This window comes from Psychrosphaera sp. 1_MG-2023, assembly GCF_030548245.1.
In the GTDB taxonomy this organism is placed as follows: Bacteria; Pseudomonadota; Gammaproteobacteria; order Enterobacterales; family Alteromonadaceae; genus Psychrosphaera; species Psychrosphaera algicola.
Window position 1 is genome coordinate 142,826 of the sequence record NZ_JAUORW010000008.1, and the last position, 22,815, is coordinate 165,640.

Sequence of the window (22,815 nt, forward strand, 5' to 3'; positions counted from 1 at the left end):
GACGTGGCTATCAGTTTTAATTTTTCTATCGCGGGTAATTCAGAAACGTCCCTTAGTATCAAAGCCGAACACCAGTGACAAAACTACAATTTGGGAAAAATCGATATTGGTCGACTGGCTTTAACTCTACTATTTGGATTTTACTGACCTTATCAACTTCAATTTTTTGTTCAATTTCAAAATAGAACCACCATTGCTCATTCAGCGAAGTGAGCTCTAGATACGGGTAACTTCTTACCTTCCAGTAGCCATTTAGGTGATCTGTTTTACTCTCTTTGTTTTCAGCAAACATCATCGTATAACGGTTGTCACCTTTAAGACTAATTTTCACCGACTCATTACAGTTACGACTTTGGTAATCATCGGCTAAATCTTGAGTCGCGACTTTATTGGCCGTTTTAACGCCGTCTGGCAATAAGTACAAACCAACGCTATTTTTGGTATACCAATGATTTCCTGCAACAAGTGCCTGCGTTTGTTGGATAGGCCAGCCAATCTCAGTAAGTGTTTTAGTCAACAATGAGACACTTTTGTCATCTTGAATAAATAAAGAATATAACACTGCAGACTGTTCTATGTCCTCGGGAAAAGCATGTCTATTTTTAACGACAGTAAAGTTGGCGTCCTCTAATGCTTTGGTTATTTTTGAGACATCTGTGGTGGGTAAATATCGGGTGTAAAAATGAACTTTAGTGCTCGTACAACCAGTCAAATAGAGGCAAAATAAAATACTCATTATGAACCGCATTTTATACCTCCCTAATATACTTTCCCTCTTAAATATTCTGCTTAAGAGCTTGAGTTCGATAAGCCATTAACCACTGACAATAGCAAATTCAGGTAGCTAATATAAGATATAAAACAAATCCTATTGTCATAAACAATGGTTAGAGTAATCTTCTGTTTTCTTTAAATATAATATTTTCAGGGCAATGTAATGACTTGGGTTTTATTTACGTTACTAGCGGTTGTTATGCAAACATGGCGCAACGCCTTGCAAAGCAAACTGAGTGCACATGTACACACGTCTGGCGTGACTTTGTCGCGCTTTTTGTTTGCGCCACCTATCGTCGCGATTTACCTATACGGTTTGTATTTGTACCAGCCAATGGCGATACCTGAATTTAATACCCGCTTTATTATTTATGCCTGTATTGCGGCGGCCACCCAAATTGCAGCGACGGCTTTTATGGTTATCTTGTTTAAGCAAAAAAACTTTGCGGTTGGCGCCGGATTGGCAAAAAGTGAAGCGCTTGTGGCTGGCGTTTTAGGTGTGTTGTTTTTTGGTAGCAATTTGTCATTGTTAGGTTGGCTTGGGATTTTTATCGGGTCTATAGCCATTTTTGTTTTAAGTAGTGCCGGTAAAAAAGGGTCGTTAAGCCCTAAAACCTTGATGATTGGACTTGCCTGCGGCACTTGTTTCGCCCTTACCTCTTTGCTAGCAAGAGAAGCAAGCCATTTACTTGATGTGCCATTTCATGTCGGCGCGGCGTGGTCTTTATTGTGGGTTTTGTGTATTCAAACTTTAGCGCTAACATTTTATATTTTTAAACAACAACCACAGGTTTTAGCTGAATTAAGTCAACATAAAATCATGACAATCGCCACCAGTATAACAAGTTGTATTGGCTCTATCGGTTGGTTTACGGCAATGGCATTACAGCACGTGGCCTTAGTTAAAACATTGGGCCAAACCGAAGTGTTATTTACGATTATGATCTCGGTATGGTGGTTGAAAAAGCCAGTACAACGTTATGAAATTATTGGTTTATTGTTAATTGCAGTGGCGGCAATACTTGTGATGTGGAGTTAATTTTGAAGAACGAATAAAACAAAAAAGGCAACGTAATACCGATTAGTATAATACGTTGCCTTCGCTAAAGAACGGCGACTTAAAAATTACGCCTTAGCGTTTCTAGCTTGTTCTTTTTTTTGCAGTTTTAGCGCTTTTCTAGCTTCAATAACGTCTTTGGCTTCTGAGCCAATATGTTCTTCGCCACGTTGTTTCGCCAGTTCCATTTGCTTTTGACGCTCCGCAAATCGTTCACGCTGTTCATCTGTAACTTTGTCGATGCAATGTGGGCATGAAATACCGACAGTATAGTGCTCTGATTGTTTTTCTTCTTCGGTGATCGGCATACGACACGCATGACACTGGTCATATTCGCCTTTTTCTAAATCATGATTTACCGTTACACGATTGTCAAAAACAAAACACTCACCTTGCCATTTGGTCTCTTCTTTTGGCACGTCTTCAAGGTATTTTAAGATACCGCCTTCAAGATGGTAAACTTCTTCGAAGCCTTGCTCTTTTAGATAGGCTGTAGATTTTTCGCAGCGAATGCCACCAGTACAAAACATTGCAACTTTTTTATGTTGTTTCGGATCAAGATTTTTTTCGACATATTCAGGAAATTCGCGAAACGTTTCAGTGTTAGGATTTACCGCTCCTTCAAATGTACCAATTTGCACTTCATAGTCATTACGAGTGTCAACCAATACCACTTCTGGGTCACTTATTAACGCATTCCAATCTTTGGGTTTAACATAGGTGCCAACCACTTCTCTAGGGTCAATACCTTCAACCCCCATTGTCACGATTTCTTTTTTAAGCTTAACTTTGCAGCGATAAAATGGCATTTCATCGTCGAAGCTTTCTTTGGTCGAAATATCAACTAAACGAGGATCCTGACGAAGCCAAGTTAATAACGCGTCTATTCCTTCACGATGACCGGCTACCGTACCGTTAATCCCCTCTTCAGCTAACAACAAAGTACCTTTGATACCGTTAGCTTCCATTGTATTTTGTAATGGCTGACGGAGTTCTTGAAAATTTTCTAAGCGCACAAACTTATACATTGCGCACACTACTACTTGTGACATGTCGATTCCTCTTGCCCCCCGGAACGTAAAACCGGAGCATATGGATAATTTTGGAGCGCGATTATACCCAATAATTAACAAAAAAAAAGCCAAGCTGACTAAATTTCAATCAGATGCCTCGGTACGGCACCAAAACATTGATCTCGCTCAATATGATTTAGATCACTCCTCGCGATTAAGGGTTCATCCGTTTATCGTTGCCCAGTAGATTTAGCTTCGGTTTTAACGTCAGGTCCCGACATATGTTCCAAAACGTGATACAGATAAATGATAAACAAAGCCAACAAACCACACCCCAAAAAGAGTATCGGTCCGCCGAAATAATCTAAAATGATACCACCGCCTAACGGTGCAAAGGCAAAGCCAAAATCATAAAACGATGCTGCACCAAAGTACGCACCTCTTAAATGCGCGGGCGCAATCCGGTCGATATGAACGTTCATCGTTGGGAACAAAATCGCTTCCGCTAGACTCATAATAATCACCGCTGCAATCCAGCCCCAAAACATAGTGACCGGGTTTAACGCAAACCAAAGTTGCGATATGGCTAATAACAACAAGCCGATTTGTACTCGCCTTATGAGACTTTGTTTAGACATCATTTTAAGCAAAATAAATTGGCACGTTATGATCACCATCGCATTGGTAAATATCATTGACGATACCAACTCCAATAAATCGGTTACTTTTTCACGGGTTAAGTATTGTATTAATGAACTGTCCATTTGGCCGTAAATAAACATGCACAACACGTTCGCCAAGATTAAATATTGCAGCAGTTTGTCTTGTCCTAAGATCCGTAAAACATATTTTAATCCGCTTTTTGGTTTATCATTTTTAGACTCATTATTAGTTACTGTTTGTCGCGTATCGAACTGAACCTGAACCATATCTTCAATGGGATCTAACGTGTCGATTTTGGCTTGGCGGTCAAAATGACGGAAGCCCAAAAACAATAAAACGAGCAAAAATCCAAACGCATAAGTTGTGAAATAAAAGCTCGACTGTTGACCTGTTAACCCCAGCCAAACACCGACAATTGGACCAATAGCACAGCCAACATTTACGGCAAAATACAATGACTGCATGGCCAGCTCTCTGACGCCTGAATCACCAATAACATCGCCAATTAACGCCGAGGTAAGCGGACGCCAAAGTGCGGTGGCTATGGAACACAACGTAATAACAATTACAAAGCCATTTACTGTATTTGCTTCAGCTAAAAGACTAAAGGAAATGATATACAACACGCCCGTGGCATACATCATAGGCCGTCGACCTATTCGGTCTGATAAACTGCTGACTACAAAACTGACTAAGACCGAGACTACCGCTGCTGAGGACAAGATAAGCCCGATTCTAGTAGCCGAAAGCTGAAACTTTTCAAAAAGTATCACCGCCAAAAACGGCCAAACCATATAAAAGCTGCCACGGGTGATAAAAGACCCAAATAGTAATATCCACATTAACAACGGAAATCGTTTAACAGTTTTAAACGATACGGACTGAGTCATAAACATTCCTAATAAAAGTGGAGCTTATTACCGAGAAATAAAAGCATATAAATTTAAGAGAAGTAAGTCGAAGTATTAAACAGATAACGAGTTAAGTATCGACAGGACGTATTAATACTAAGTCGTAGAATTATTAACCGTCCTGTTTGAACAACGCGGATAAATTATTTAATTGGCTTTTCCCAGAACATCGCTTTGCCCATTTTGGGGTCAAGCTCATATCCAGTAAAACCGTATTTTAGATAAGCATTTTTGGCAACCTCATTGCCTTCCAATACTTCTAGGGTAATTTTGCATGCGCCACGCTCTTTCGCCACTTGTTCTATCATTGCGATCATTTTCTGACTTAGGCCTAATCCCCTATAGCCATCATTAACCCCCATATCATGGATATTGACAATAGGTTTGCATTTGAAAGTTGAAAACGTCTGGAAACAATTTCCCAACCCTGCAATTTTACCGTCAACAAAAGCCAAAACGGTAAACGCATTTGGCGTGGATTGTAGGCCAGCTATCAAATTTGCCTGAGCAAATTCTGATAATGCTTGGCCGCCACCCATAGGGTCTTTGGCGTACATATTTAAGGCCAAAACAACTGCAGAAGCGTCCTCAGCGTCGTCGTAATTTGCTAATCTAATATCAATATTCACATTTATTGCCTTTTATCCCACAGTGGAACATTTTGTTAATTAGTTGATGGTTTAGATATTAATGCTTTTACTTGCTCTAACAACTGTTCACCCGTTGGTCGGGTGGTATGGTCGGTTGAAACGTAATACCAGGCCACTTCCGACTCCGAAAGCGTCGGTGCCTGTTTAATCAAAAATACCGCAGGATGCGGCAACCCTTCTTCTGAATTAATGCCGTATTGTTTTGTGACCTGCAGGTCAGTGTCCATCAAAAAAGTATAATCTTGGCCAAATTTGCGTTGCGTATTTTGAGCAGCACTTTGTTGATCTGGCGAAACCGCGACTAACTTAACATTATATTGTTTCAGCTGTGGCAGTACTGGCTGAATCGTACTGAATTGATCAATACAATACGGGCACCAATCTCCACGGTAAAAAACCAAAAGCACATGTTGGTCGGTTAGTATATCAGCTAGACTTAATTTTCCCCCTGAAGCACTCGGTAAATTAAACCCAATTGGAGATTGACCTTTTTGAATATTAAAACCGGCAAGATCGGAGTAGTGCCCCGCCAAATTTTGATTGTTCGCAGGACTAATTGAGCATGCTACTGTGACAAATAACAAGGTTACGATTGAAAGTAGTTGAACAAGTTGCTGTTTCATTTCAGTTCCTAATTTATGCCACACTGTAATTTATGGCACACTTTAATTTATGGCACACCGTAATGATAATAAGAACCAACTTTTACTGATTTTATTGCAGATGAAAAGACTAAATCGCGTTATTGTTCTATTTTGCTTTAACGCGACTCACTTGCTTCTATTAACGTAATAATATTGTATTTTGCTTTAAGAATATGATCCCGCAAATATTCACAAGCCGCGTTAATTCGTTTTTCAGCACAAAGTACCAATAATTTTTTATGCTCAATTTGTGACGACTTGTCCCCGCCCGCTAACGTCAAGTGCATTCGAATATAGCGCAGCGAGTTTTTAATCAGGACGTCCGCAAGCTCAAATGTATGGGGCCGGTCTGCGCGGCTATATAGAATATTATGAAATCGATAGTTGAGTTCGCCTAGTGTTGTACCGTGATCTTGGCACTCGGCCATTTTATCCATGAGTTCTTGCGCATAGGCAATATCGTCATCTGTTAGATTGGGAATTGAATAAGACAATAATTCGGTTTCAAGTAAACAACGTAATTCAAATACTTCATCAACTTGTTTTGCAGACATATCGGCTGCCGTTGCTCCTTTATGCGGTTCGAAATTAACTAGGCCTTCCGCTTCTAGTTGCAACAACGCTTCTCTAACCGGGATCCGACTAACATTAAGTTCTTCAGCTAATGCCGCTTGACGTAAAGGTTCTCCGGCTTTAATTTCGCCCTGCAAAATTCGCTCTCTAATTGCCTCTGCAACAAGCTGGGTACGAGTTTTATGTACTATAGCCATATGTGTCCTTTTATATTGCGTGTTTAAATCCGCTTTCCAACTCACATGGTGTTACATGACCGATGAACACTAGAAAGCGAAATTAATTATACAAGCTAAAGGCTGACGGTCTAAGGATTCAATTGTTACAATTTGCTATAAATAAAAATAAAATGCTTTGCTCATTCTTTAGACTGAATCGGACTAGATTAACTCAATTGGCAATAACTTTGCTGGGTAAACGGTCTGACATTACTCAATTAAGTTTTCCACCAATTTGTCGGTAAGCGTTTTAAGTAATAAAACCTCTTCTCTCGACATATTGGAAACCTGACACATTAATTTTTCAGGAATACCACTCGCTTCTTGCTGCAATTGCCAGCCCTTGTCAGATAATTGAACATGTTTAATTCTTTTATCCAGTTCCGACGGCACAATATTGATAAGATTTTTGGCTGATAACTTTTTTAAAATCAGCGATAAAGCGCCGCCATCGATATGAGTCTTGGCCTTAACTTGTTTCACTTCAACATTGTCTTCTTCCCATAATGCCATTAATACAACATACTGAGGATAGGTGAGCCCAAGCTCATCTAAAAGTGGGCGATACGCCCTTGTTATCGCATTAGATGCGACGTAATAACGATGACAGATTTGGTTAGATAATTTTAGCTGTTCCATAATTCCAAATTTATTTTGTACACAAACAAATTGATTTTAGCAGATTACCCTAGTATTATAATTTGCATACAAACTAATAACTGAGGAAACAAAATGTTTGAACAATACACACAGGTTTTATTTGTCGTCACATCCTTACTTGCCATGATGGTTCTGCAAGCCTTAATTGCGACAGGAGCTCATAGAAAACAAACTGAATATGTGCCAGGAATTGTCAGCGCAGAACTTGATCATTTTTCCTTTGTATTCCGCAGTAATCGTACTTTTCTTAATTCACTGGAAAACGTGCCTTTGTTTGTACTTTCAGTTTTAGTTGCATGCTTAGTTGGTGTAAATGCTGAACACTTATTAACAGTAACCGTGATATTTTTTGTTGCTCGTTTGGTTCATATGGTGTTGTTTTATGCTATCGCGACCAATAAAAACCCAAGCCCTCGCAGTTACTTTTATATGATTGGTTTATTTGCCCAGTTGTACTTGATAGGCGTTATCTATGCGTCATTTTAACTGCTAAAAACCGTAATTTGATAAAACCAAGACATAAAAAAACCGTAATTAATATTACGGTTTTTTTGTAAATCGTGTATTAACCAATATGTTAAATAAAGGCAAAAGCGTCAGCGTATAAGTGCTCTAAAACAGCGCCATGTTTGACAAAATCTTCACGAGCAATTCCCGCCATTTTAAAAGGCCCGGCTAAATAAACATCAAATGCTTCTAGGCTCGCAAAGTCAGCCATAACCGCTTGGTGAACATAACCCGTTTTCCCCTGCCATTCCGCCGTAGCTTCTTCAATTACCGGGACATAAGTAAAATTAGGGTTTTGTTTTGCCCAAATCTTCATTTCGTCACTGGCATAAAGACTCTCTTCATCCTTTGCGCCCCAGTAAAAAGTGACATTACGCTCCGGATAATGATTTTTAATATGTTCTGCAATCGAACGGGCATACGAAAAACCAGTTCCACCCGCCATTAAAATAATTGGTCTAACGCTTTTCTCTTGATAAAACGCGTTACCGAGCCCAATTTCAAGCGTCACAACATCATTGTTCGCCATGTGATCCAAAGCACCGCGCGGATAAGCGTCATCAGGTCCCGCACCTATATGCAATTCGATATGTTGGTCATCTGGGCAACTGGCAATCGAAAAAATCCGCTTGTCTTCGTCCGACAAAACAATTTGCAGATATTGACCAGCAAGGTAACTTGGCTTTGTTAAAGGCTGTAGTTTCACTACATTTACAAAATCGGTCACGGCTGTTATTGAAATCACTTCTGCCTGAATCGTTTGAGCACTAACAACTTGCATTAAATCTTTACTCTTTTATTTAATAAATGGATGGTGCAATACCATGTCCGTTAATGGATACCCGATACAACTATAGGTATATTTTTGTGGGTTGTCTGGATCTGTGCCCATCGTTAACGATAAGGACTCTGGATCACGGTCGCCATAACTGACTTCCCCACTTAATGTTTTACAAACACATGCTGTACACACGCCTTGTCTGCAACGATATGGAAATTCGATGGAATTTCGTTCTGCAGCTTCTAAAATCGTTTCGCCTACGGCAACGTCAAACTCAATATTGTTTGGCTGAATGGTTACTTTAGTCATTTATTTATCTCCATCCGGCAGAGGAATGTTTAGGTCATCCCAAATAGCATCAATTCGTGTTTTTACAGCTTCATCCATCACAATGGGAATACCCCATTCGCGGTCGGTTTCACCCTGCCATTTGTTTGTGGCATCAAGGCCCATTTTAGAGCCTAAGCCAGAAACCGGTGAGGCAAAGTCCAAATAGTCGATTGGGGTATTTTCAATTAATACGGTATCTCTAGCCGGATCCATGCGGGTCGTTATTGCCCACATAACATCTTCCCAGTTTCTTGCGTTAATGTCGTCATCACACACAATAACAAACTTAGTATACATAAATTGGCGTAGGAAAGACCAAACGCCCATCATCACGCGTTTGGCATGACCTGGATACTGCTTTTTCATGGTAACGACCGCTATACGGTATGAACAGCCTTCTGGCGGTAAATAAAAATCAACAATTTCAGGGAATTGCTTTTGGATAATCGGCACAAAAACTTCGTTTAATGCCACTCCCAAAATAGCTGGTTCGTCTGGTGGACGACCGGTATAAGTGCTGTGGTAAATCGGGTCTTTACGGTGAGTAATATGCGTTACCGTAAATACTGGGAAGTCATCAACTTCATTATAGTAACCAGTATGGTCACCATACGGTCCTTCTGGCGCCATCTCATTTGGGTCAATATACCCTTCTAGTACGAATTCCGCAGAGGCCGGAACTTGTAGATCATTAGAAATACATTTTGTCACTTCAGTTTTGCTACCACGCAATAAGCCAGCAAAACCATATTCAGACAGAGTGTCAGGAACCGGCGTTACTGCGCCTAATATCGTTGCAGGGTCGGCACCTAATGCTACCGACACTGGGTAATTCTCGCCTGGATTAGCCTTTTTAAATTCGAGAAAATCTAATGCGCCGCCACGGTGCGACAACCAACGCATAATCAGTTTATTTGGCCCCAATAACTGTTGACGATATATCCCCAAGTTTTGTCTTGGTTTATTAGGACCCTTAGTGACGGTTAATCCCCATGTCACCAGTGGCGCGACATCACCAGGCCAACAATGTTGGATTGGCAACTGGGTCAAATCTACGTCGTCACCTTCAATAATAACTTGCTGACAAGGTGCTTTTTTCACTTCTTTTGGCGCTAAATTTAACACTTGTTTAAAAATAGGTAATTTTGAAAATGCATCTTTAAGACCCGCCGGCGGCTCCGGTTCTTTCAAAAATGCTAACGTTTCACCGACACCACGTAATGCCGATACATCTTCTTGTCCCATACCCAGAGCAACACGTTTTGGTGTACCAAACAAATTCACTAGGACGGGAATGCTTGAGCCTTTTGGATTTTCAAACAAAATGGCAGGACCTTTGGCACGCAAAGTACGGTCGGCTATTTCGGTCATCTCAAGATAAGTATCAACTTCAGTGGTGACGCGAACCAATTCGCCTTTCTCTTCCAAAAGTGCAATAAAATCGCGTAGATCTTTGTATTTCATTTCAGGGTACCAACAGATAAAGAAGTGTTTTTATTGCTTTGAAACTAAAAATAAACCCCAATCTAAGTTGGGGTTTATTATCAATCAACTAACTAAATTGATCGGATGGTTAGTTGCCTTTTTGGCGCTTCATTGAATCGAAAAACTCTTCATTCGTTTTGGTCAACGAAAGCTTGTCGATCAAAAATTCCATCGCTTCAATTTCTTGCATCGGATGAACAATTTTGCGCAGGATCCACATTTTTTGTAGTTCATCTGCCGATGTCATCAACTCTTCACGACGCGTACCACTGCGGTTAAAGTCGATAGCAGGGAATACACGGCGCTCAGCAATCTTACGATTTAGATGTAACTCCATGTTACCCGTACCTTTAAATTCTTCGTAGATAACTTCATCCATCTTAGAACCGGTATCTACTAACGCAGTTGCGATAATCGTTAAACTACCACCTTCTTCTACGTTACGAGCAGCACCAAAGAAACGTTTTGGTTTGTGCAGAGCATTTGCGTCAACACCACCTGTCAGTACTTTACCTGACGAAGGGATTACGGTGTTGTATGCACGAGCCAAACGCGTTATTGAGTCAAGTAAGATAACAACATCTTTTTTGTGCTCAACTAATCGCTTCGCTTTTTCAATTACCATTTCAGCAACTTGTACGTGACGACTCGCTGGTTCGTCAAACGTCGATGCAATAACTTCACCTTTTACTAGGCGTTGCATTTCGGTTACTTCTTCTGGACGTTCATCAATAAGTAGAACCATTAACGTCGCTTCAGGGTGGTTAGCGGCAATTGAAGTTGCAATATTTTGCATCAACATTGTTTTACCCGCTTTAGGTGGTGCAACGATCAATCCACGTTGTCCACGACCAATTGGTGAAGCCAAATCTAAAACTCGAGCTGTAATATCTTCAGTCGATCCATTGCCGCGTTCCATAGTAAAACGGTCAGTTGCGTGCAGAGGAGTAAGGTTTTCGAAAAGAATTTTATTGCGGGAGATTTCTGGTTTGTCGTGATTGACTTGTTCAATTTTTAATAGTGCGAAATAACGTTCAGAGTCCTTCGGAGGGCGAATTAAGCCTGAAATGGAGTCCCCTGTTCGCAAATTGAATCGTCTAATTTGACTAGGAGAGACGTAAATATCGTCTGGGCCTGCCAAATAAGAGGAATCGGCACTGCGTAAAAATCCAAATCCGTCTTGTAATATTTCTAAAACACCATCACCGTAAATGGATTCTCCACTCTTGGCGTGTTTTTTTAGGATGGAAAATATGATGTCTTGTTTGCGTAGACGAGCCATATTTTCTAAGCCCATCGATTCCGACAGCTTAACTAACTCGTTAATCGGCTTATTTTTTAATTCACTTAAATGCATATAGGATGTCTTTATATTTGATATGAGCTATCTGAAGTTATTGTTTGTTTAGAGTAACTAGGCGTGCGGGGTTTGCACAAACTGTTAAGTAAGTTAGCAGTATTTTTAACCAGCGTAAAGCTAACAGAGCCAAATCTTAATATAAAATCGTTTTTTTTTCTATTTTTTTCTATTTAACCGACATTACACCGTAAAAACATACATTATTACTTTTCGATGTCGACCGAACGCACAATATTGGGTAGAGTCCCTTTAAAGTATTTATTCTATTTCAGGGTATCGGTAAAAATGGCAAACGAAGGGTTAAATTGGCAACGTGCAGTAATAAAAGTTGGTAGTGCACTCATTGCTCCCGATGGCAAACAAGTTAGTGGCCAATATGTATTACCCATTGCAAAATTTATCAACGAACTAAAAGCGCTTGGTAAAGAAGTGGTTTTAGTCTCTTCCGGTTCTGTGGCAGCAGGTCGTGGTTTAATTAATAGCCATGAACAAGGCACCACGATTGCAGAAAAACAAGCGATGGCTGCGGTAGGTCAAGCAAAAATGATGGCCAATTGGCAACATCACTTTAACTTCCCCTGTGGCCAGCTTTTAATTACCCAGGGCGATTTAAAAGACCGCCGTCGTTACGTTAATATCAAAAATACAGTACGTGAATTATTGGCGAATCAAGTATTGCCAATCATCAATGAAAACGACACTGTGGCGACAGCCGAGATAAAAGTAGGCGATAACGACAATCTTGCGGCTTTAGTTGCGCTCGTTTGTGAAGCCGATGCACTATTTATATGTAGTGACATCGATGGCCTATTTGATGCAGATCCAAATCGTTTTCCAAATGCCAAACTGATCCCAGAAGTCAATCAGATTACCCCTGAGATATATAAATTAGCCGGCGGTACAAAAAATAAAATCGCAACAGGTGGCATGAAGACTAAACTTCAGGCAGCTGAAAAAGCCACAAGTAACGGCGTAAATACATTTATTATTAACGGTAAAAAAAGTAGCGTATTTAATGATATTTTAGAAAACAAATCGGTAGGGACTTGGTTTAAACCGCTAGCACTAAAAGATAGTGCAAAAAAACAATGGTTAAGACACACGTTAAAAGCGGCAGGTTCACTGCAAATTGACGACGGCGCCGCAAATGCTCTACTCACGTTAGGTGCGTCACTTCTGGCAAAAGGCATTACTGCTGTACACGGAGAGTTTGCTCGAGGTGAAGCCATAGATATACTAGCAAACAATAAAGTGATTGCCCGTGGTTTAAGCCAATATTCTAGTGCCGAGTTACTTCAAATTTCCGGCCTAGAAAGCAAAAATTTTGAAACTATCTTAGGTTTCAAACACAAAAATGAGGTCGTTCATCGTGATGACCTTGTGTTATTCAAGGACTAATTATGACTTTTTCTATACAACAAATGGCAAAAGACGCAAAAGCTGCGTCGGTACAAGTTGCCAATTTATCGACTCAGACAAAAAATGATGCACTGCTTAGCATTGCGCGTCATTTACGTTCAAATACACCAGCAATTATTGAAGCAAACAAACTGGATTTAATCGACGCCGAAAAAAATGGCTTAGCTGCGGCTATGATTGACCGTTTAATGTTAGATGCAGCTCGTATCGACAGCATAGCAGCCGCGGTAGAACATATTGTCTCGTTGCCAGACCCTGTTGGCATGATCACAAAAAACGATGTGCGCCCAAATGGCATTAAAATCGCTAAACAACGTATACCATTAGGTGTTATTGCAATGGTATACGAAAGTCGTCCAAACGTTACCGTTGACGCCGCCGTATTATGTTTTAAAGCAGGTAATGCGGTTGTATTACGTGGCGGTAAAGAAGCGATTAACAGCAATAAAGCTTTAGCTGAATGTATCCATCAAGCCTTTGTCGAACATAACATCGAGCCTGCTGCAGTTAGTTTAGTACCAAATCCTGACCGCGAGATCATGAACGAAATGTTAACGTTATCGGACACTATCGATTTGGTCATTCCGCGTGGTGGTGAAGGTCTAATTCGATTTGTGACTAAAACCAGTCAAATTCCAGTGATCCAACACTTTAAAGGGGTGTGTCATTTATACATCGACAACCAAGCTAATTTAGACAAAGGATTAGCAATATTATTAAACGGTAAAGTTCAGCGTCCTGGTGTATGTAATTCATTAGAAACTTTACTTGTCCATAAAGATGTAGCTGCAACGTTTTTACCACAAGTGGCCACGGAATTTGCCAAAGCTGGTGTAAAAGTTCATGCCTGCGATAAGTCACTTCCATATTTCGAAAATGCCGACCTAGCTACCGATTTGGATTACGACGCGGAATACTTGGCACTTGAAATTGCTATCCGTGTTGTCGACGACTTTGAACAAGCCGTACTGCACATTCAACGTTTTAGCTCAGGTCACACTGAAGTTATCATTAGCCAAGACATTTCAAAAACCCAAGAGTTTGTTCGCCGTATTAACTCTGCAGTTGTAATGGTTAATGCCTCGTCACGATTCTCAGATGGCGGAGAATTAGGACTAGGTGCTGAGATTGGTATTTCCACCAGCAAATTGCATGCGTACGGTCCAATGGGACTAGAGTCGCTAACAACGGAAAAATTTGTTGTAACCGGCGATGGTCAGATCCGAGGGTAGTTGTTAGTCAAATAGTTCTAATTATAACTATTTTTGTAATAGCCAATAAACGGAGTGCCTTTAATGAGGTTCTCCGTTTTTTTATGGCATTAATTTACTAAATGGCGCTATTAGTTATTATTAGCAATACTAGTTTCACAAAACTTTTGAGGTAATGGCCATGTCAAAAATGATCTTTATAAATCTACCAGTTACTGACCTGCCAACATCCGTCGCGTTTTATCTATCCCTTGGCTTTACAAATAATCAAAATTTTACGGATGAAACTGCCGCTTGCATGGTTTGGAGTGATGCAATAAATGTGATGTTACTCACACATCCTAAATGGCAAACATTTACAAATCGTCCAATTCCACCGTCAAATTCAAGTGAGGTTATGTTGGCGTTATCTTTTGATTCACGAGAAGCCGTTGACCAATTTAAAGATGCCGCTATGGAAAATGGTGGCACCTTAGATATTAACCCACCTCAGGATCTAGGTTTTATGTACAATCGAAATATTGCCGATCCAGATGGTCATGTTTGGGAAGCATTCTGGATGGATCCGGCTTCCATACCAGGCAATTAATAATTCAGTTCCGATCTTCTTCGAAGTCGGGGATAATTTCATAATTTGTTTTTAATCGGTTAGTTAATTCAGAACAAAAAACGTCATCCTAAAAGAGCCACAGCGATATTTGGGATCTCCAACCAAGTGCAGAGGAATTGACAAAATCAGCAACACTGACCTCATTGGTTTTACCATTGGTTTGGACTTCATTGGTTTCGGAGGACGTTCGTCATTTGCATTCCATTGTGAGAACAGGACTTATATTAATGCCTGTTTTAACTTTTCTGGTTCAATTGGCTTAGCTAAAAATTCGTCCATTCCCGCGTCAAAACAGGACTGTTGATCTTCAACTAACACATTGGCCGTTAACGCCACTATTTTTTTCGATTTGTAATTTATCAGTTTGCGGATTTCTCGAGTCGCTGTTAAGCCATCCATTATTGGCATTTGCATATCCATTAAAATAATATCAAATTCAAACTCATGACAAAGTTGCACTGCAATTGCGCCATTATCGGCTATTTTAATATCTTTGAACCCAAACCCTTTTAACATGGCATTTAGCACCGTTTGGTTAATTTTATTGTCCTCTACTATCAAAATACGCTTTGCAGGATCAATTACGATCTTTTTGTTTTCATTTTCAAGCTTATGGGTTTGACCCGTGCTAATTGGTAATAATAAAGAAAATGAAAACTTGGAGCCTTTACCAATCATACTTTCTACTTTGAGGGGCGCGCCCATTAACGTCAACAAACGATTTGAAATCGTCAATCCTAAACCCGTTCCACCGAATCTGCGCGTTATCGACGTATCTCCCTGCGAGAAAGCATCAAACAGTTTTTTGATGACTTTATGTTCAATGCCAATTCCTGTGTCGACGACGGCTATATTCAAACTGACATTTTTATCCGTCAAATTATCCACCGCGATTCGCAAAGTTACGGTGCCATGTTCAGTAAATTTGACGGCATTGCTTAACAAATTAATGAGTACCTGCTTTAAGCGGGTCACATCCCCAACAACATTTATTAAAGCGAGTTCTGGCACAGACGTAATATGGAACTCAATATTTTTCTCAGCAACTAATGGCTCAAACATGTGGCGCAGTTCGACGATAACGTCGTTAAACTTAAATGGTTTTTGCTCTAACAGCACTTTGCCAGACTCTATCTTACTGATATCCAAAATGTCATTAAGTACCACCATAAGGCCTTGTCCAGATGATTCAATAACACCAACCATTTCACCTTGCTGCGGTGACAGTGTCGTTTTTCCGAGCAAATTAACCATTCCCAAAATGCCATTCATTGGCGTTCTGATTTCATGGCTCATATTGGCTAAAAATTCGGTTTTTATTTTGCTGGTTTTTTCAGCCTCACGTTTGGCTTTTAACAAATCTTGGTTCATTTTTTTAAATTCACTGGCCGCTTTAGCTAATAAACCTATTTCGTCTTTACGTTCTGTATCTGATATTTTGGGGGAGAAATCGCCAGTCAAAAATGACTTAAATGCATAAGTTAAACGCTTAATTGCAGCGGTAATATGCAACTGAAAGAATAACGCGAATCCCAAGAACAAAATCAATCCAACGGCGATAGAAGCTTTAATAATAACCTCAGTAATTTCTACAGCTTCCGCACCTGACTTTTTGATCGCACTTAACAACCCCAAGGATTGGGTTTTTAATAACTTTGCTTGATTAGTAAATTCAACGGCGTCACCTGCCATTACAACATTAATCAGCCCTAGAAAGTTTCTGTTGGCTTGAACGCTTTTAGCAAAGAGGGTTTGATATCTGTTGGTTAATGCTAACAAGGATGCAAAGTGAACCTCCGAATTCGCTTCGCTTGTTTGAGCTAATTCTGTGAGCTTCTGATTCAGTTGACCTATAGACTGATTAACAACGCTACGTTGTTTAAACTGTTTTTTATTAAAAAATAGTGTTGAACTGCGTTCCATTTGCAACCAAAGGTTATGCGCGACGAGCGCCTCAAAAAGTAACTTTTGATTGTTATTCACTTTCGCTATTTGGTTAAATGCTTTTACGCCCTGTTGGAACACTTCCGGTAGTTCAATGTCGATATAATTACTTTTAGTTTGATACAGCTGAACCAAAACCCCCAAGTTTTCACCATAGCGAACCACCAACGTTTTCATATTTTGAATGGTATTGAGTAACTCGTCGTTTTCTGTTTGTCTTCGGACCTCCTCCAATCGACTTTTGATACTGTCATGAGTTGTCATCATCTTAGCAAATATCGTGGTACTTCCACCCTGTCCAAACACTGTGACGTCACGTTGTAATTCAACAATGTCCTTGTTGATTTCGAGTACAATAATTGAATTATTTGATATCTGTAAAATTCGTTCTACTGAATATTGAACAGCGCTAATTTTATTTGTTAGCACTCTGTAGTTTGCTAATAACGTTAATATTATTAAAAATAATAACACCCCGATTTTTAAGGCTATGGTATTTTGTAATTTAACAATCATATAGGTATTTACGCATTTAGAAGCTCAAACCAACGATCTAAACTATAATCATAATTGTCCATTACCGTATTCCACACCGCGATATTTGAAAAACGCTTAACGTAACTTCCGCCATCTCTTATCTCACCAGCTTCGACTGAAACACGACCATCCGTTCCTTTTAATTGCGTGTTAGACTGTTTTCCGTCATACCAGTAATCCCATTCGTTTCGGTGCATCAAGGACCGACTCCGTTCTGGATTTGAGATGTAATACCCTTGTCTTGCGATAAACGCACCAGGGTAACCAGATAGCCACCAATTCATATAATCATACGCGGCATCTTTAACATGGCCGTTGGTCATTGCCGATAGACACATAACCCCATGCCACGCTCGGTACCCTTCTTTAGGAGAAGCATAACGCACAGGAACCCCTTGGCCACGACATGCACTCACAGCAGGAGAAAACATACTCTGAATATGCACACGCTTGTTCGCCATAAACTCCACTGACTGAGGTACAGAGGTCCAAAAGCCAGCAAACTGCCCGTTACGTTTTTTCTCTAGTAATATGCTAAACAAGGTGTCTATTTCATCGATCGTCATGTTTGCGATATCACCAAACTTCATCAATCCTTTAGCTTGAGCCGCTAAGGCAGCGTCAAATATTCCTATGGTCGGCGCATTAACCAATGCGACGCGTCCTCGGTTGGCGTCATCGAGTAACCATCCCCAAGATTCAGTTTTATAAGCTTCTTCAGGTTTTATAAAATTTGTGTTGTAACCAAACGAATCGACATTGTGGACATAGGGCATAAAGCTAACTTTTGAACTTGCGGCTTTACCTAAAGAGCCGTCTTGCTGCACATAAAGCAGTTTATTTGGGGAATCACCAGCACCGTATTTTGCTGAGGGAACGATTTTCCCTGTTTTTGTTAATGGGTTAATCTCATTCCAGTATTTTAAGCGTTCGATTTCTATTGGCTGAATCGAACCTGCATGCCATAACACGTTGATTGAGTCTGACCATTGTTCATATAAATCAAAAGAATGAGGCGCAGCCGCCGCTTTTTGCAGTACCGCAGCACTGCCCATTGCGGTGAACTCTAGATTAATCCCTAACTCTCGCATCGCCTGTTGTCGTAGCTCTTCTTGCAAGGTGACATGAGTGCCCAACACCCTTAACGTAACAGGCTTAGAACGGGAAAAAACATATGGTGCGTTTAAGATAAGTGCAGCACTTGTTGATGTCGCTGCAACGTTTTTTATAAATTTCCGGCGAGATTGATTTGTCGGCACTCTCGTTCCCAGTTTGTTGTATTAACTGAAGTATAGACAGTGAATTTCAACTTATCGTTTTTTTATAAGAATATATGAAATGTTTATTACAGATGACGAGCTTCCTTTTCCTTCAAGTCGCTATTATTTATGGGAGTCTCTTAAGCTAGCAATATTTTTTATAACATTTAACCCCTTTTCTAATGACCAAACGTTTTATTAATAAGGTTATTCATTTGGTGCCAACTGACCTTTTAAATTAATGACAATGTGAGGAAATACAGATGAACCAAGCCACAACTAAAATTGCCCCAGAAATAAAGAGTATAGGTAAATTTACTGCCTTTACTTTACTCGGCGCGACGGCATGTTTTGCCCTTTTTGTTTTGATGGGAAAGTTAATAGAAAACGATAACCTTTCTTTTGCGGAACCCAGTGAAACATTTATAACTGAATTACTCGCGGTGCAAGAAGAAAAACCGACAATAGTAAAACCAAATGTTTTACCGCCACCGCCTATAGCAAAAGCGCCGCCCCCACCACCGCCAATTCCAGTGGATACGACCAGCGAAAATTTGTTGGCTATGAATACAAACTTTGGTATCAAGATCCCCCCTACCCAACTTGGCCCTATTGTGTTTGAAGGTCGCCAGGACAACTCCGCAACGCCAATTGTCAGGGTACAACCAAGATACCCAATTAAAGCAGCGCGGGATGGCATCGAAGGATGGGTTAGTTTGTCATTTAGCATAGATGCCGTAGGTCGTGTTATCGATATTGCTGTTATAGAGTCCCAACCTGCAAGGGTCTTTGACAACGAAGCTAAAAAAGCGTTAAAAAGGTGGAAGTACAAACCACAGATTAAAAACGGTAAAGCAATCACGTTGCAAAACCAACAGATAATGCTCGAGTTTAATTTGGGCCAAAGCTAAGTTATTACAACTTCAAGCCGCGATAGACTAGCCGTTTTAGCTAACAAAAAACGGTTAGTAAACGCCGAAGTTAAGGATGTTGATGAATATTACGATCGGATTGAAGAACTGGCTTAATATTGCCGAATCAAACGAAAATCTCATGTTGAAATATGCGGACTCAGGCGAATTAAAATACATAAAAGAAATCGTAAAACGACTCGAAAAAGATCTTTACCATTACTTGTTTAGCCAAGTAGGCCCTGAACTAGCCTCCGATGTCTGCCAAATGGCATGGGAAAAAGTCATTAAAAATAGACGCTCATTTTCTGACACAGGCACAGTAAAAAGTTGGTTGTTTAAAATTGCCCGAAGCGCACTTATTGACGAATTACGAAAACAACAGCGATGGCAAGTTGAAGAGTTTGACGAATCAAATATAAATGACCATTCAACACCATCCAAAGCTCAATTTGATGTTATGAATGAAATAGAACAACAACAGCGTTTTGACGCGGCCTTTAATGAATTACCTTTTCTCCAAAGAGAAGCGTTTATTTTGCAGCAAGAGGGGTTTAGATTGAGAGAAATTGCTCAAATTACACATTGCGAAATGGAGACAGTTAAAAGTCGCTTACGTTATGCTAAACAAACACTAACCACCCTCATTGGCGAAACACGAGAGGGGGAGTAATTATGTCAAACAAACACACAGAAACTCGATTACAAGAATGTTACGAAAATCGAAAAAAAAACGTAATTCCACCGCCTAATTTGCAGGAAGCCATATTGGCAAATGCTAAACAAACAAAACCCTCTATTTGGAAATGGGTGAGCTGGCAGTACGCCATGGGCATATTTGTCGCCGTTATTATATTTGGTTGGAACAAAAACGACGCCCCACTACAGACTAATGAGCAGTATTCCGTTGTAGCTACTTATAATACGGACCATACAACAACCTATTACCACGATGTAACGTTTTTAAGTGCCGACCAAAACGATGTTAAAAACATTAAAGAAAATGCACATTACCAGCAATACCTTGCCGCCATCGAATCATTAAAAGATAAACGTAAGTTGCCCGGTATCGTAAAAAGCATAGACAATGAAATTGTCATCCAAGTATGTGATGTTGGTGTATTTCAGCTGTCGCGAGAAATGGTTAATCACCTTCTTCATGCACCAAGCCATAGTCAGATGGTTGCTGGCAAAGCGGTTTATCTTATGGCGGATGAAAATGGATTTATTACCGCTATTGAAAACCGAGATTCGCTTCAACAATGCCCGTCATAATCATCAATTAAATATGTCATTCGACAGCGGCTGACAGTCTCAGCTTTTAGGCTTAGGTCAACATGCCGCTGTCAAAATGTATGCCTAGACCGGCAGTAAATAACCAACAGCCCCATAAACTGTGCTCTAGAGTCACAAGTAAAGTTGAACGACTGTGCATATAAGTATAAGCAAAGACCAATCCTGCAAAAAATGACCCCACAACAGCTATCCAGTTGGCAAACATTAAATGTGCTAATGCAAAGCTGAATGCACTTAACCAGGCTCGTAAATTTTTACTTTTGAATATATGTTTATATCGATGAAATAGGTAAGTTCTGAAAATTACTTCCTGTGGCCATGCGGATAAAACCGGATATAAAAATAGCAGGGCAATCCACATTAGGGTTTGCTCTAACGGCAGTGAGAATAGCCACTGGGGCGTAAACCACCAACTCGCTAACGTGATAACAAACGCCGCCAGTAAAAAGGTCTTCATGACATTAGGCAGAAATTCTCGCAGTTTTTCTAAGTTCCATAACCTGAAGCGCTTAAAACGCGGGTCTGTTACCAGTGACAACAAACACCAAAGTAAAATTGTGATCAGACACAATAATAAATAGGGTGCTACTGTATGCCTTAAAAAATAAACGACGATGGGTAAAACGATAAACAACAAAACAAACTCAACAAACATTACTGGCTTGTAATAAGCCTTGGTCAAACTAACCACCGAGTTCTCCACACAAAACAACTAATAAATATAAGCTTAAGCTAAATATCTAGATAAACTTCGATTCACAAAAATTTAATATAAGTGGTGATAAATGGTGGGGCGACAGGCTAAATTTAATATTCTCAACCGCATTTAGAATCTACTGCTATATTTTTAATATAGGTTTCGCATTTTATAATCCAAATTTGGGTGTCGTTTTTGAAAATAACAAAAAGTCAGCTCTACATCCTTTCTTTTACCTTGCTCTTGGTCGGGATGGGACTTAATGCCAAGACAAACATAAAGTACATGGCGCAGCTTGATACAGAGGCACAAAATACAAGTTATAGCGTTAGGATGTTAGAAGAAGTCTGCCTTGTCATTAATCGCGATTTCGGCGGTTGTAAATTGGAGCCGGTGTCGGTCCCAATGTTACAGCGAAGGCAGCTTAAAAGTTTGACTCAAAAAAAGCTCGATATTGTTTGGACGGTAACCACCGCCGAGCGTGAAAAAAATTATCGACCGATACGCATTCCCTTAATGAAAGGGTTTATCGGGTACCGAATTGCCACAACGAACACCAACACCAAACATCATTTTACTCAGCCGGAAAACCTGCCAGCCATAAAAAGCCTTTTAGCCGCCCAGGGCCACGATTGGCCAGATTCAACAATCCTAAGGAACAATGGCTTTAACGTGTTTGAAACCACACTGCTAGATCAAATATACCAAAATGTTGGGCGCAGTATTTATGACTACACGTTAAGAGGCGTGCTTGAAACCTATTCAGACTTATCAAATGTAAAGGGGAAAAACCTCCACGTAGATGAAAATTTGTTATTTAGATACCGCTCTGCCATTTACTATTTTGTTCGGGCTGAAGATGAGACATTAGCAAATAAAATACAACAAGCGCTTTTGGTACTGATCAAAAACGGCACCTTTGACAAGATATTTTATGAGTTTAATGACCACCAAAAAATTATTAACGATGCCAACCTAGAGCAACGCCACATAATCGAATTGCAAAACGACGTTGACTTTTCTTTGATCCCGTCAGGCTTTAAACCTTGGTATGACATAAAACCGAGCTAACAATTGTAGTTTTGTTTGCGTTAACTAATCGCGATAAAGGTTACAAAATAAAAAAAACAGAATAACACAGCGCATTATTTAGGTTTTTCTTCAAGGGGTAGAGCTAACTCAAGAGCAAAACTTCACTAAATCAAGATGCGAAGATTAACCCAACGTACATAATTTTTAACCTAGTATCTGTCTCAAGACTTTATTTGCTTTCTGTTCGTTCATTCTGCTAAGCATTTACATAAT

At 40.0% G+C, this 22,815-nt stretch carries 23 protein-coding genes; 9 read left to right on the plus strand and 14 right to left on the minus strand.

Annotated features, from left to right (window positions below; genetic code table 11):
• Nucleotides 1-58: 58 nt before the first annotated feature.
• On the minus strand, nt 59-748 hold the full coding sequence (locus Q4575_RS09670) for a hypothetical protein (RefSeq protein WP_303522640.1): 690 nt from the start codon (nt 746-748) through the stop codon (nt 59-61).
• Between the two features lie 189 nt (nt 749-937).
• Here Q4575_RS09670 and Q4575_RS09675 point away from each other — a divergent pair, with 189 nt between their 5' ends.
• Nucleotides 938-1,813, plus strand: a complete 876-nt coding sequence (locus Q4575_RS09675) for a DMT family transporter (protein WP_303522643.1) — start codon at nt 938-940, stop codon at nt 1,811-1,813.
• A gap of 86 nt (nt 1,814-1,899) precedes the next feature.
• Here Q4575_RS09675 and Q4575_RS09680 read toward each other — a convergent pair whose 3' ends face one another.
• The 6 genes from Q4575_RS09680 to Q4575_RS09705 form a co-directional block, all read right to left on the minus strand.
• A complete protein-coding gene (locus Q4575_RS09680) occupies nt 1,900-2,883 on the minus strand; it encodes a rhodanese-related sulfurtransferase (RefSeq protein WP_303522645.1) in 984 nt (327 codons plus the stop codon).
• A gap of 191 nt (nt 2,884-3,074) precedes the next feature.
• Nucleotides 3,075-4,397, minus strand: coding sequence for an MFS transporter (locus Q4575_RS09685; RefSeq protein ID WP_303522647.1), 1,323 nt, complete (start codon nt 4,395-4,397; stop codon nt 3,075-3,077).
• A gap of 164 nt (nt 4,398-4,561) precedes the next feature.
• On the minus strand, nt 4,562-5,047 hold the full coding sequence (locus Q4575_RS09690) for a GNAT family N-acetyltransferase (protein ID WP_272181531.1): 486 nt from the start codon (nt 5,045-5,047) through the stop codon (nt 4,562-4,564).
• 35 nt (nt 5,048-5,082) lie between these two features.
• Nucleotides 5,083-5,691 carry a peroxiredoxin gene (locus tag Q4575_RS09695; RefSeq protein WP_215962565.1) on the minus strand — a complete coding sequence of 203 codons (609 nt, stop codon included), beginning with the start codon at nt 5,689-5,691 and terminating at the stop codon, nt 5,083-5,085.
• A gap of 137 nt (nt 5,692-5,828) precedes the next feature.
• Complete coding sequence (locus Q4575_RS09700) at nt 5,829-6,482, minus strand: GntR family transcriptional regulator (protein WP_215962566.1); 654 nt, start codon at nt 6,480-6,482, stop codon at nt 5,829-5,831.
• 231 nt (nt 6,483-6,713) lie between these two features.
• Complete coding sequence (locus tag Q4575_RS09705; protein WP_334313401.1) at nt 6,714-7,142, minus strand: MarR family transcriptional regulator; 429 nt, start codon at nt 7,140-7,142, stop codon at nt 6,714-6,716.
• Nucleotides 7,143-7,235: 93 nt separating this feature from the next.
• Between Q4575_RS09705 and Q4575_RS09710 the strand changes: the two genes are divergently transcribed.
• Nucleotides 7,236-7,649 (plus strand): MAPEG family protein, encoded by a 414-nt coding sequence (locus Q4575_RS09710; protein WP_215962567.1) that lies wholly within the window; start codon nt 7,236-7,238, stop codon nt 7,647-7,649.
• A gap of 91 nt (nt 7,650-7,740) precedes the next feature.
• Here Q4575_RS09710 and fre read toward each other — a convergent pair whose 3' ends face one another.
• The 4 genes from fre to rho all read right to left on the minus strand — a co-directional run bounded on the left by fre (nt 7,741) and on the right by rho (nt 11,623).
• Nucleotides 7,741-8,451: an NAD(P)H-flavin reductase gene (fre, locus tag Q4575_RS09715; RefSeq protein ID WP_303522652.1), complete on the minus strand. Its 711-nt coding sequence runs from the start codon at nt 8,449-8,451 to the stop codon at nt 7,741-7,743.
• 15 nt (nt 8,452-8,466) lie between these two features.
• Nucleotides 8,467-8,760, minus strand: a complete 294-nt coding sequence (locus Q4575_RS09720; protein WP_215962569.1) for a 2Fe-2S iron-sulfur cluster-binding protein — start codon at nt 8,758-8,760, stop codon at nt 8,467-8,469.
• A complete protein-coding gene (ubiD, locus tag Q4575_RS09725; RefSeq protein WP_215962570.1) occupies nt 8,761-10,245 on the minus strand; it encodes a 4-hydroxy-3-polyprenylbenzoate decarboxylase in 1,485 nt (494 codons plus the stop codon). It lies immediately after the preceding gene.
• A gap of 109 nt (nt 10,246-10,354) precedes the next feature.
• A complete protein-coding gene (gene rho / locus Q4575_RS09730) occupies nt 10,355-11,623 on the minus strand; it encodes a transcription termination factor Rho (RefSeq protein WP_215962571.1) in 1,269 nt (422 codons plus the stop codon).
• A 288-nt stretch (nt 11,624-11,911) separates the two neighbouring features.
• On the opposite strand from rho, the gene proB reads away from it, so the two are divergent.
• The 3 genes from proB to Q4575_RS09745 all read left to right on the plus strand — a co-directional run bounded on the left by proB (nt 11,912) and on the right by Q4575_RS09745 (nt 14,845).
• Nucleotides 11,912-13,024 carry a glutamate 5-kinase gene (proB, locus tag Q4575_RS09735; RefSeq protein ID WP_215962572.1) on the plus strand — a complete coding sequence of 371 codons (1,113 nt, stop codon included), beginning with the start codon at nt 11,912-11,914 and terminating at the stop codon, nt 13,022-13,024.
• A 2-nt stretch (nt 13,025-13,026) separates the two neighbouring features.
• Nucleotides 13,027-14,277 carry a glutamate-5-semialdehyde dehydrogenase gene (locus Q4575_RS09740; protein WP_303522656.1) on the plus strand — a complete coding sequence of 417 codons (1,251 nt, stop codon included), beginning with the start codon at nt 13,027-13,029 and terminating at the stop codon, nt 14,275-14,277.
• A 160-nt stretch (nt 14,278-14,437) separates the two neighbouring features.
• Nucleotides 14,438-14,845, plus strand: coding sequence for a VOC family protein (locus Q4575_RS09745; protein ID WP_303522657.1), 408 nt, complete (start codon nt 14,438-14,440; stop codon nt 14,843-14,845).
• A gap of 240 nt (nt 14,846-15,085) precedes the next feature.
• Here Q4575_RS09745 and Q4575_RS09750 read toward each other — a convergent pair whose 3' ends face one another.
• On the minus strand, nt 15,086-17,239 hold the full coding sequence (locus Q4575_RS09750; RefSeq protein ID WP_303522659.1) for a response regulator: 2,154 nt from the start codon (nt 17,237-17,239) through the stop codon (nt 15,086-15,088).
• A gap of 95 nt (nt 17,240-17,334) precedes the next feature.
• Entirely contained in the window at nt 17,335-18,606 is a 1,272-nt protein-coding gene (locus Q4575_RS09755) for a PotD/PotF family extracellular solute-binding protein (RefSeq protein ID WP_303522661.1), read from the minus strand.
• Nucleotides 18,607-18,869: 263 nt separating this feature from the next.
• Here Q4575_RS09755 and Q4575_RS09760 point away from each other — a divergent pair, with 263 nt between their 5' ends.
• The 3 genes from Q4575_RS09760 to Q4575_RS09770 all read left to right on the plus strand — a co-directional run bounded on the left by Q4575_RS09760 (nt 18,870) and on the right by Q4575_RS09770 (nt 20,792).
• Nucleotides 18,870-19,517 carry an energy transducer TonB gene (locus tag Q4575_RS09760; RefSeq protein WP_252736792.1) on the plus strand — a complete coding sequence of 216 codons (648 nt, stop codon included), beginning with the start codon at nt 18,870-18,872 and terminating at the stop codon, nt 19,515-19,517.
• Between the two features lie 82 nt (nt 19,518-19,599).
• The gene (locus Q4575_RS09765; RefSeq protein WP_215962577.1) at nt 19,600-20,190 is read left to right on the plus strand and encodes a sigma-70 family RNA polymerase sigma factor; all 591 of its coding nucleotides are present in this window, start codon (nt 19,600-19,602) and stop codon (nt 20,188-20,190) included.
• A gap of 2 nt (nt 20,191-20,192) precedes the next feature.
• Nucleotides 20,193-20,792 (plus strand): hypothetical protein, encoded by a 600-nt coding sequence (locus Q4575_RS09770; protein WP_303522664.1) that lies wholly within the window; start codon nt 20,193-20,195, stop codon nt 20,790-20,792.
• Nucleotides 20,793-20,844: 52 nt separating this feature from the next.
• On the opposite strand, the gene Q4575_RS09775 is transcribed toward Q4575_RS09770, so the two are convergent.
• Complete coding sequence (locus Q4575_RS09775) at nt 20,845-21,504, minus strand: CPBP family intramembrane glutamic endopeptidase (protein ID WP_303522666.1); 660 nt, start codon at nt 21,502-21,504, stop codon at nt 20,845-20,847.
• Between the two features lie 201 nt (nt 21,505-21,705).
• On the opposite strand from Q4575_RS09775, the gene Q4575_RS09780 reads away from it, so the two are divergent.
• On the plus strand, nt 21,706-22,581 hold the full coding sequence (locus Q4575_RS09780; protein ID WP_303522668.1) for a transporter substrate-binding domain-containing protein: 876 nt from the start codon (nt 21,706-21,708) through the stop codon (nt 22,579-22,581).
• The last annotated feature ends 234 nt before the right edge of the window (nt 22,582-22,815 follow it).

What these genes read in the sequence shown, in the direction of transcription:
- proB (WP_215962572.1), top strand. Translation starts at nt 11,912, where the DNA reads ATGGCAAACGAAGGGTTAAATTGGCAACGTGCAGTAATAAAAGTTGGT.
- Q4575_RS09765 (WP_215962577.1), top strand. Translation starts at nt 19,600, where the DNA reads ATGAATATTACGATCGGATTGAAGAACTGGCTTAATATTGCCGAATCA.
- ubiD (WP_215962570.1), bottom strand. Translation starts at nt 10,245, where the DNA reads ATGAAATACAAAGATCTACGCGATTTTATTGCACTTTTGGAAGAGAAA.
- Q4575_RS09770 (WP_303522664.1), top strand. Translation starts at nt 20,193, where the DNA reads ATGTCAAACAAACACACAGAAACTCGATTACAAGAATGTTACGAAAAT.
- Q4575_RS09685 (WP_303522647.1), bottom strand. Translation starts at nt 4,397, where the DNA reads ATGACTCAGTCCGTATCGTTTAAAACTGTTAAACGATTTCCGTTGTTA.
- Q4575_RS09760 (WP_252736792.1), top strand. Translation starts at nt 18,870, where the DNA reads ATGAACCAAGCCACAACTAAAATTGCCCCAGAAATAAAGAGTATAGGT.
- Q4575_RS09710 (WP_215962567.1), top strand. Translation starts at nt 7,236, where the DNA reads ATGTTTGAACAATACACACAGGTTTTATTTGTCGTCACATCCTTACTT.
- Q4575_RS09680 (WP_303522645.1), bottom strand. Translation starts at nt 2,883, where the DNA reads ATGTCACAAGTAGTAGTGTGCGCAATGTATAAGTTTGTGCGCTTAGAA.
- Q4575_RS09720 (WP_215962569.1), bottom strand. Translation starts at nt 8,760, where the DNA reads ATGACTAAAGTAACCATTCAGCCAAACAATATTGAGTTTGACGTTGCC.
- Q4575_RS09675 (WP_303522643.1), top strand. Translation starts at nt 938, where the DNA reads ATGACTTGGGTTTTATTTACGTTACTAGCGGTTGTTATGCAAACATGG.
- Q4575_RS09695 (WP_215962565.1), bottom strand. Translation starts at nt 5,691, where the DNA reads ATGAAACAGCAACTTGTTCAACTACTTTCAATCGTAACCTTGTTATTT.
- Q4575_RS09670 (WP_303522640.1), bottom strand. Translation starts at nt 748, where the DNA reads ATGCGGTTCATAATGAGTATTTTATTTTGCCTCTATTTGACTGGTTGT.
- Q4575_RS09705 (WP_334313401.1), bottom strand. Translation starts at nt 7,142, where the DNA reads ATGGAACAGCTAAAATTATCTAACCAAATCTGTCATCGTTATTACGTC.
- Q4575_RS09740 (WP_303522656.1), top strand. Translation starts at nt 13,027, where the DNA reads ATGACTTTTTCTATACAACAAATGGCAAAAGACGCAAAAGCTGCGTCG.
- Q4575_RS09745 (WP_303522657.1), top strand. Translation starts at nt 14,438, where the DNA reads ATGTCAAAAATGATCTTTATAAATCTACCAGTTACTGACCTGCCAACA.
- fre (WP_303522652.1), bottom strand. Translation starts at nt 8,451, where the DNA reads ATGCAAGTTGTTAGTGCTCAAACGATTCAGGCAGAAGTGATTTCAATA.
- rho (WP_215962571.1), bottom strand. Translation starts at nt 11,623, where the DNA reads ATGCATTTAAGTGAATTAAAAAATAAGCCGATTAACGAGTTAGTTAAG.
- Q4575_RS09700 (WP_215962566.1), bottom strand. Translation starts at nt 6,482, where the DNA reads ATGGCTATAGTACATAAAACTCGTACCCAGCTTGTTGCAGAGGCAATT.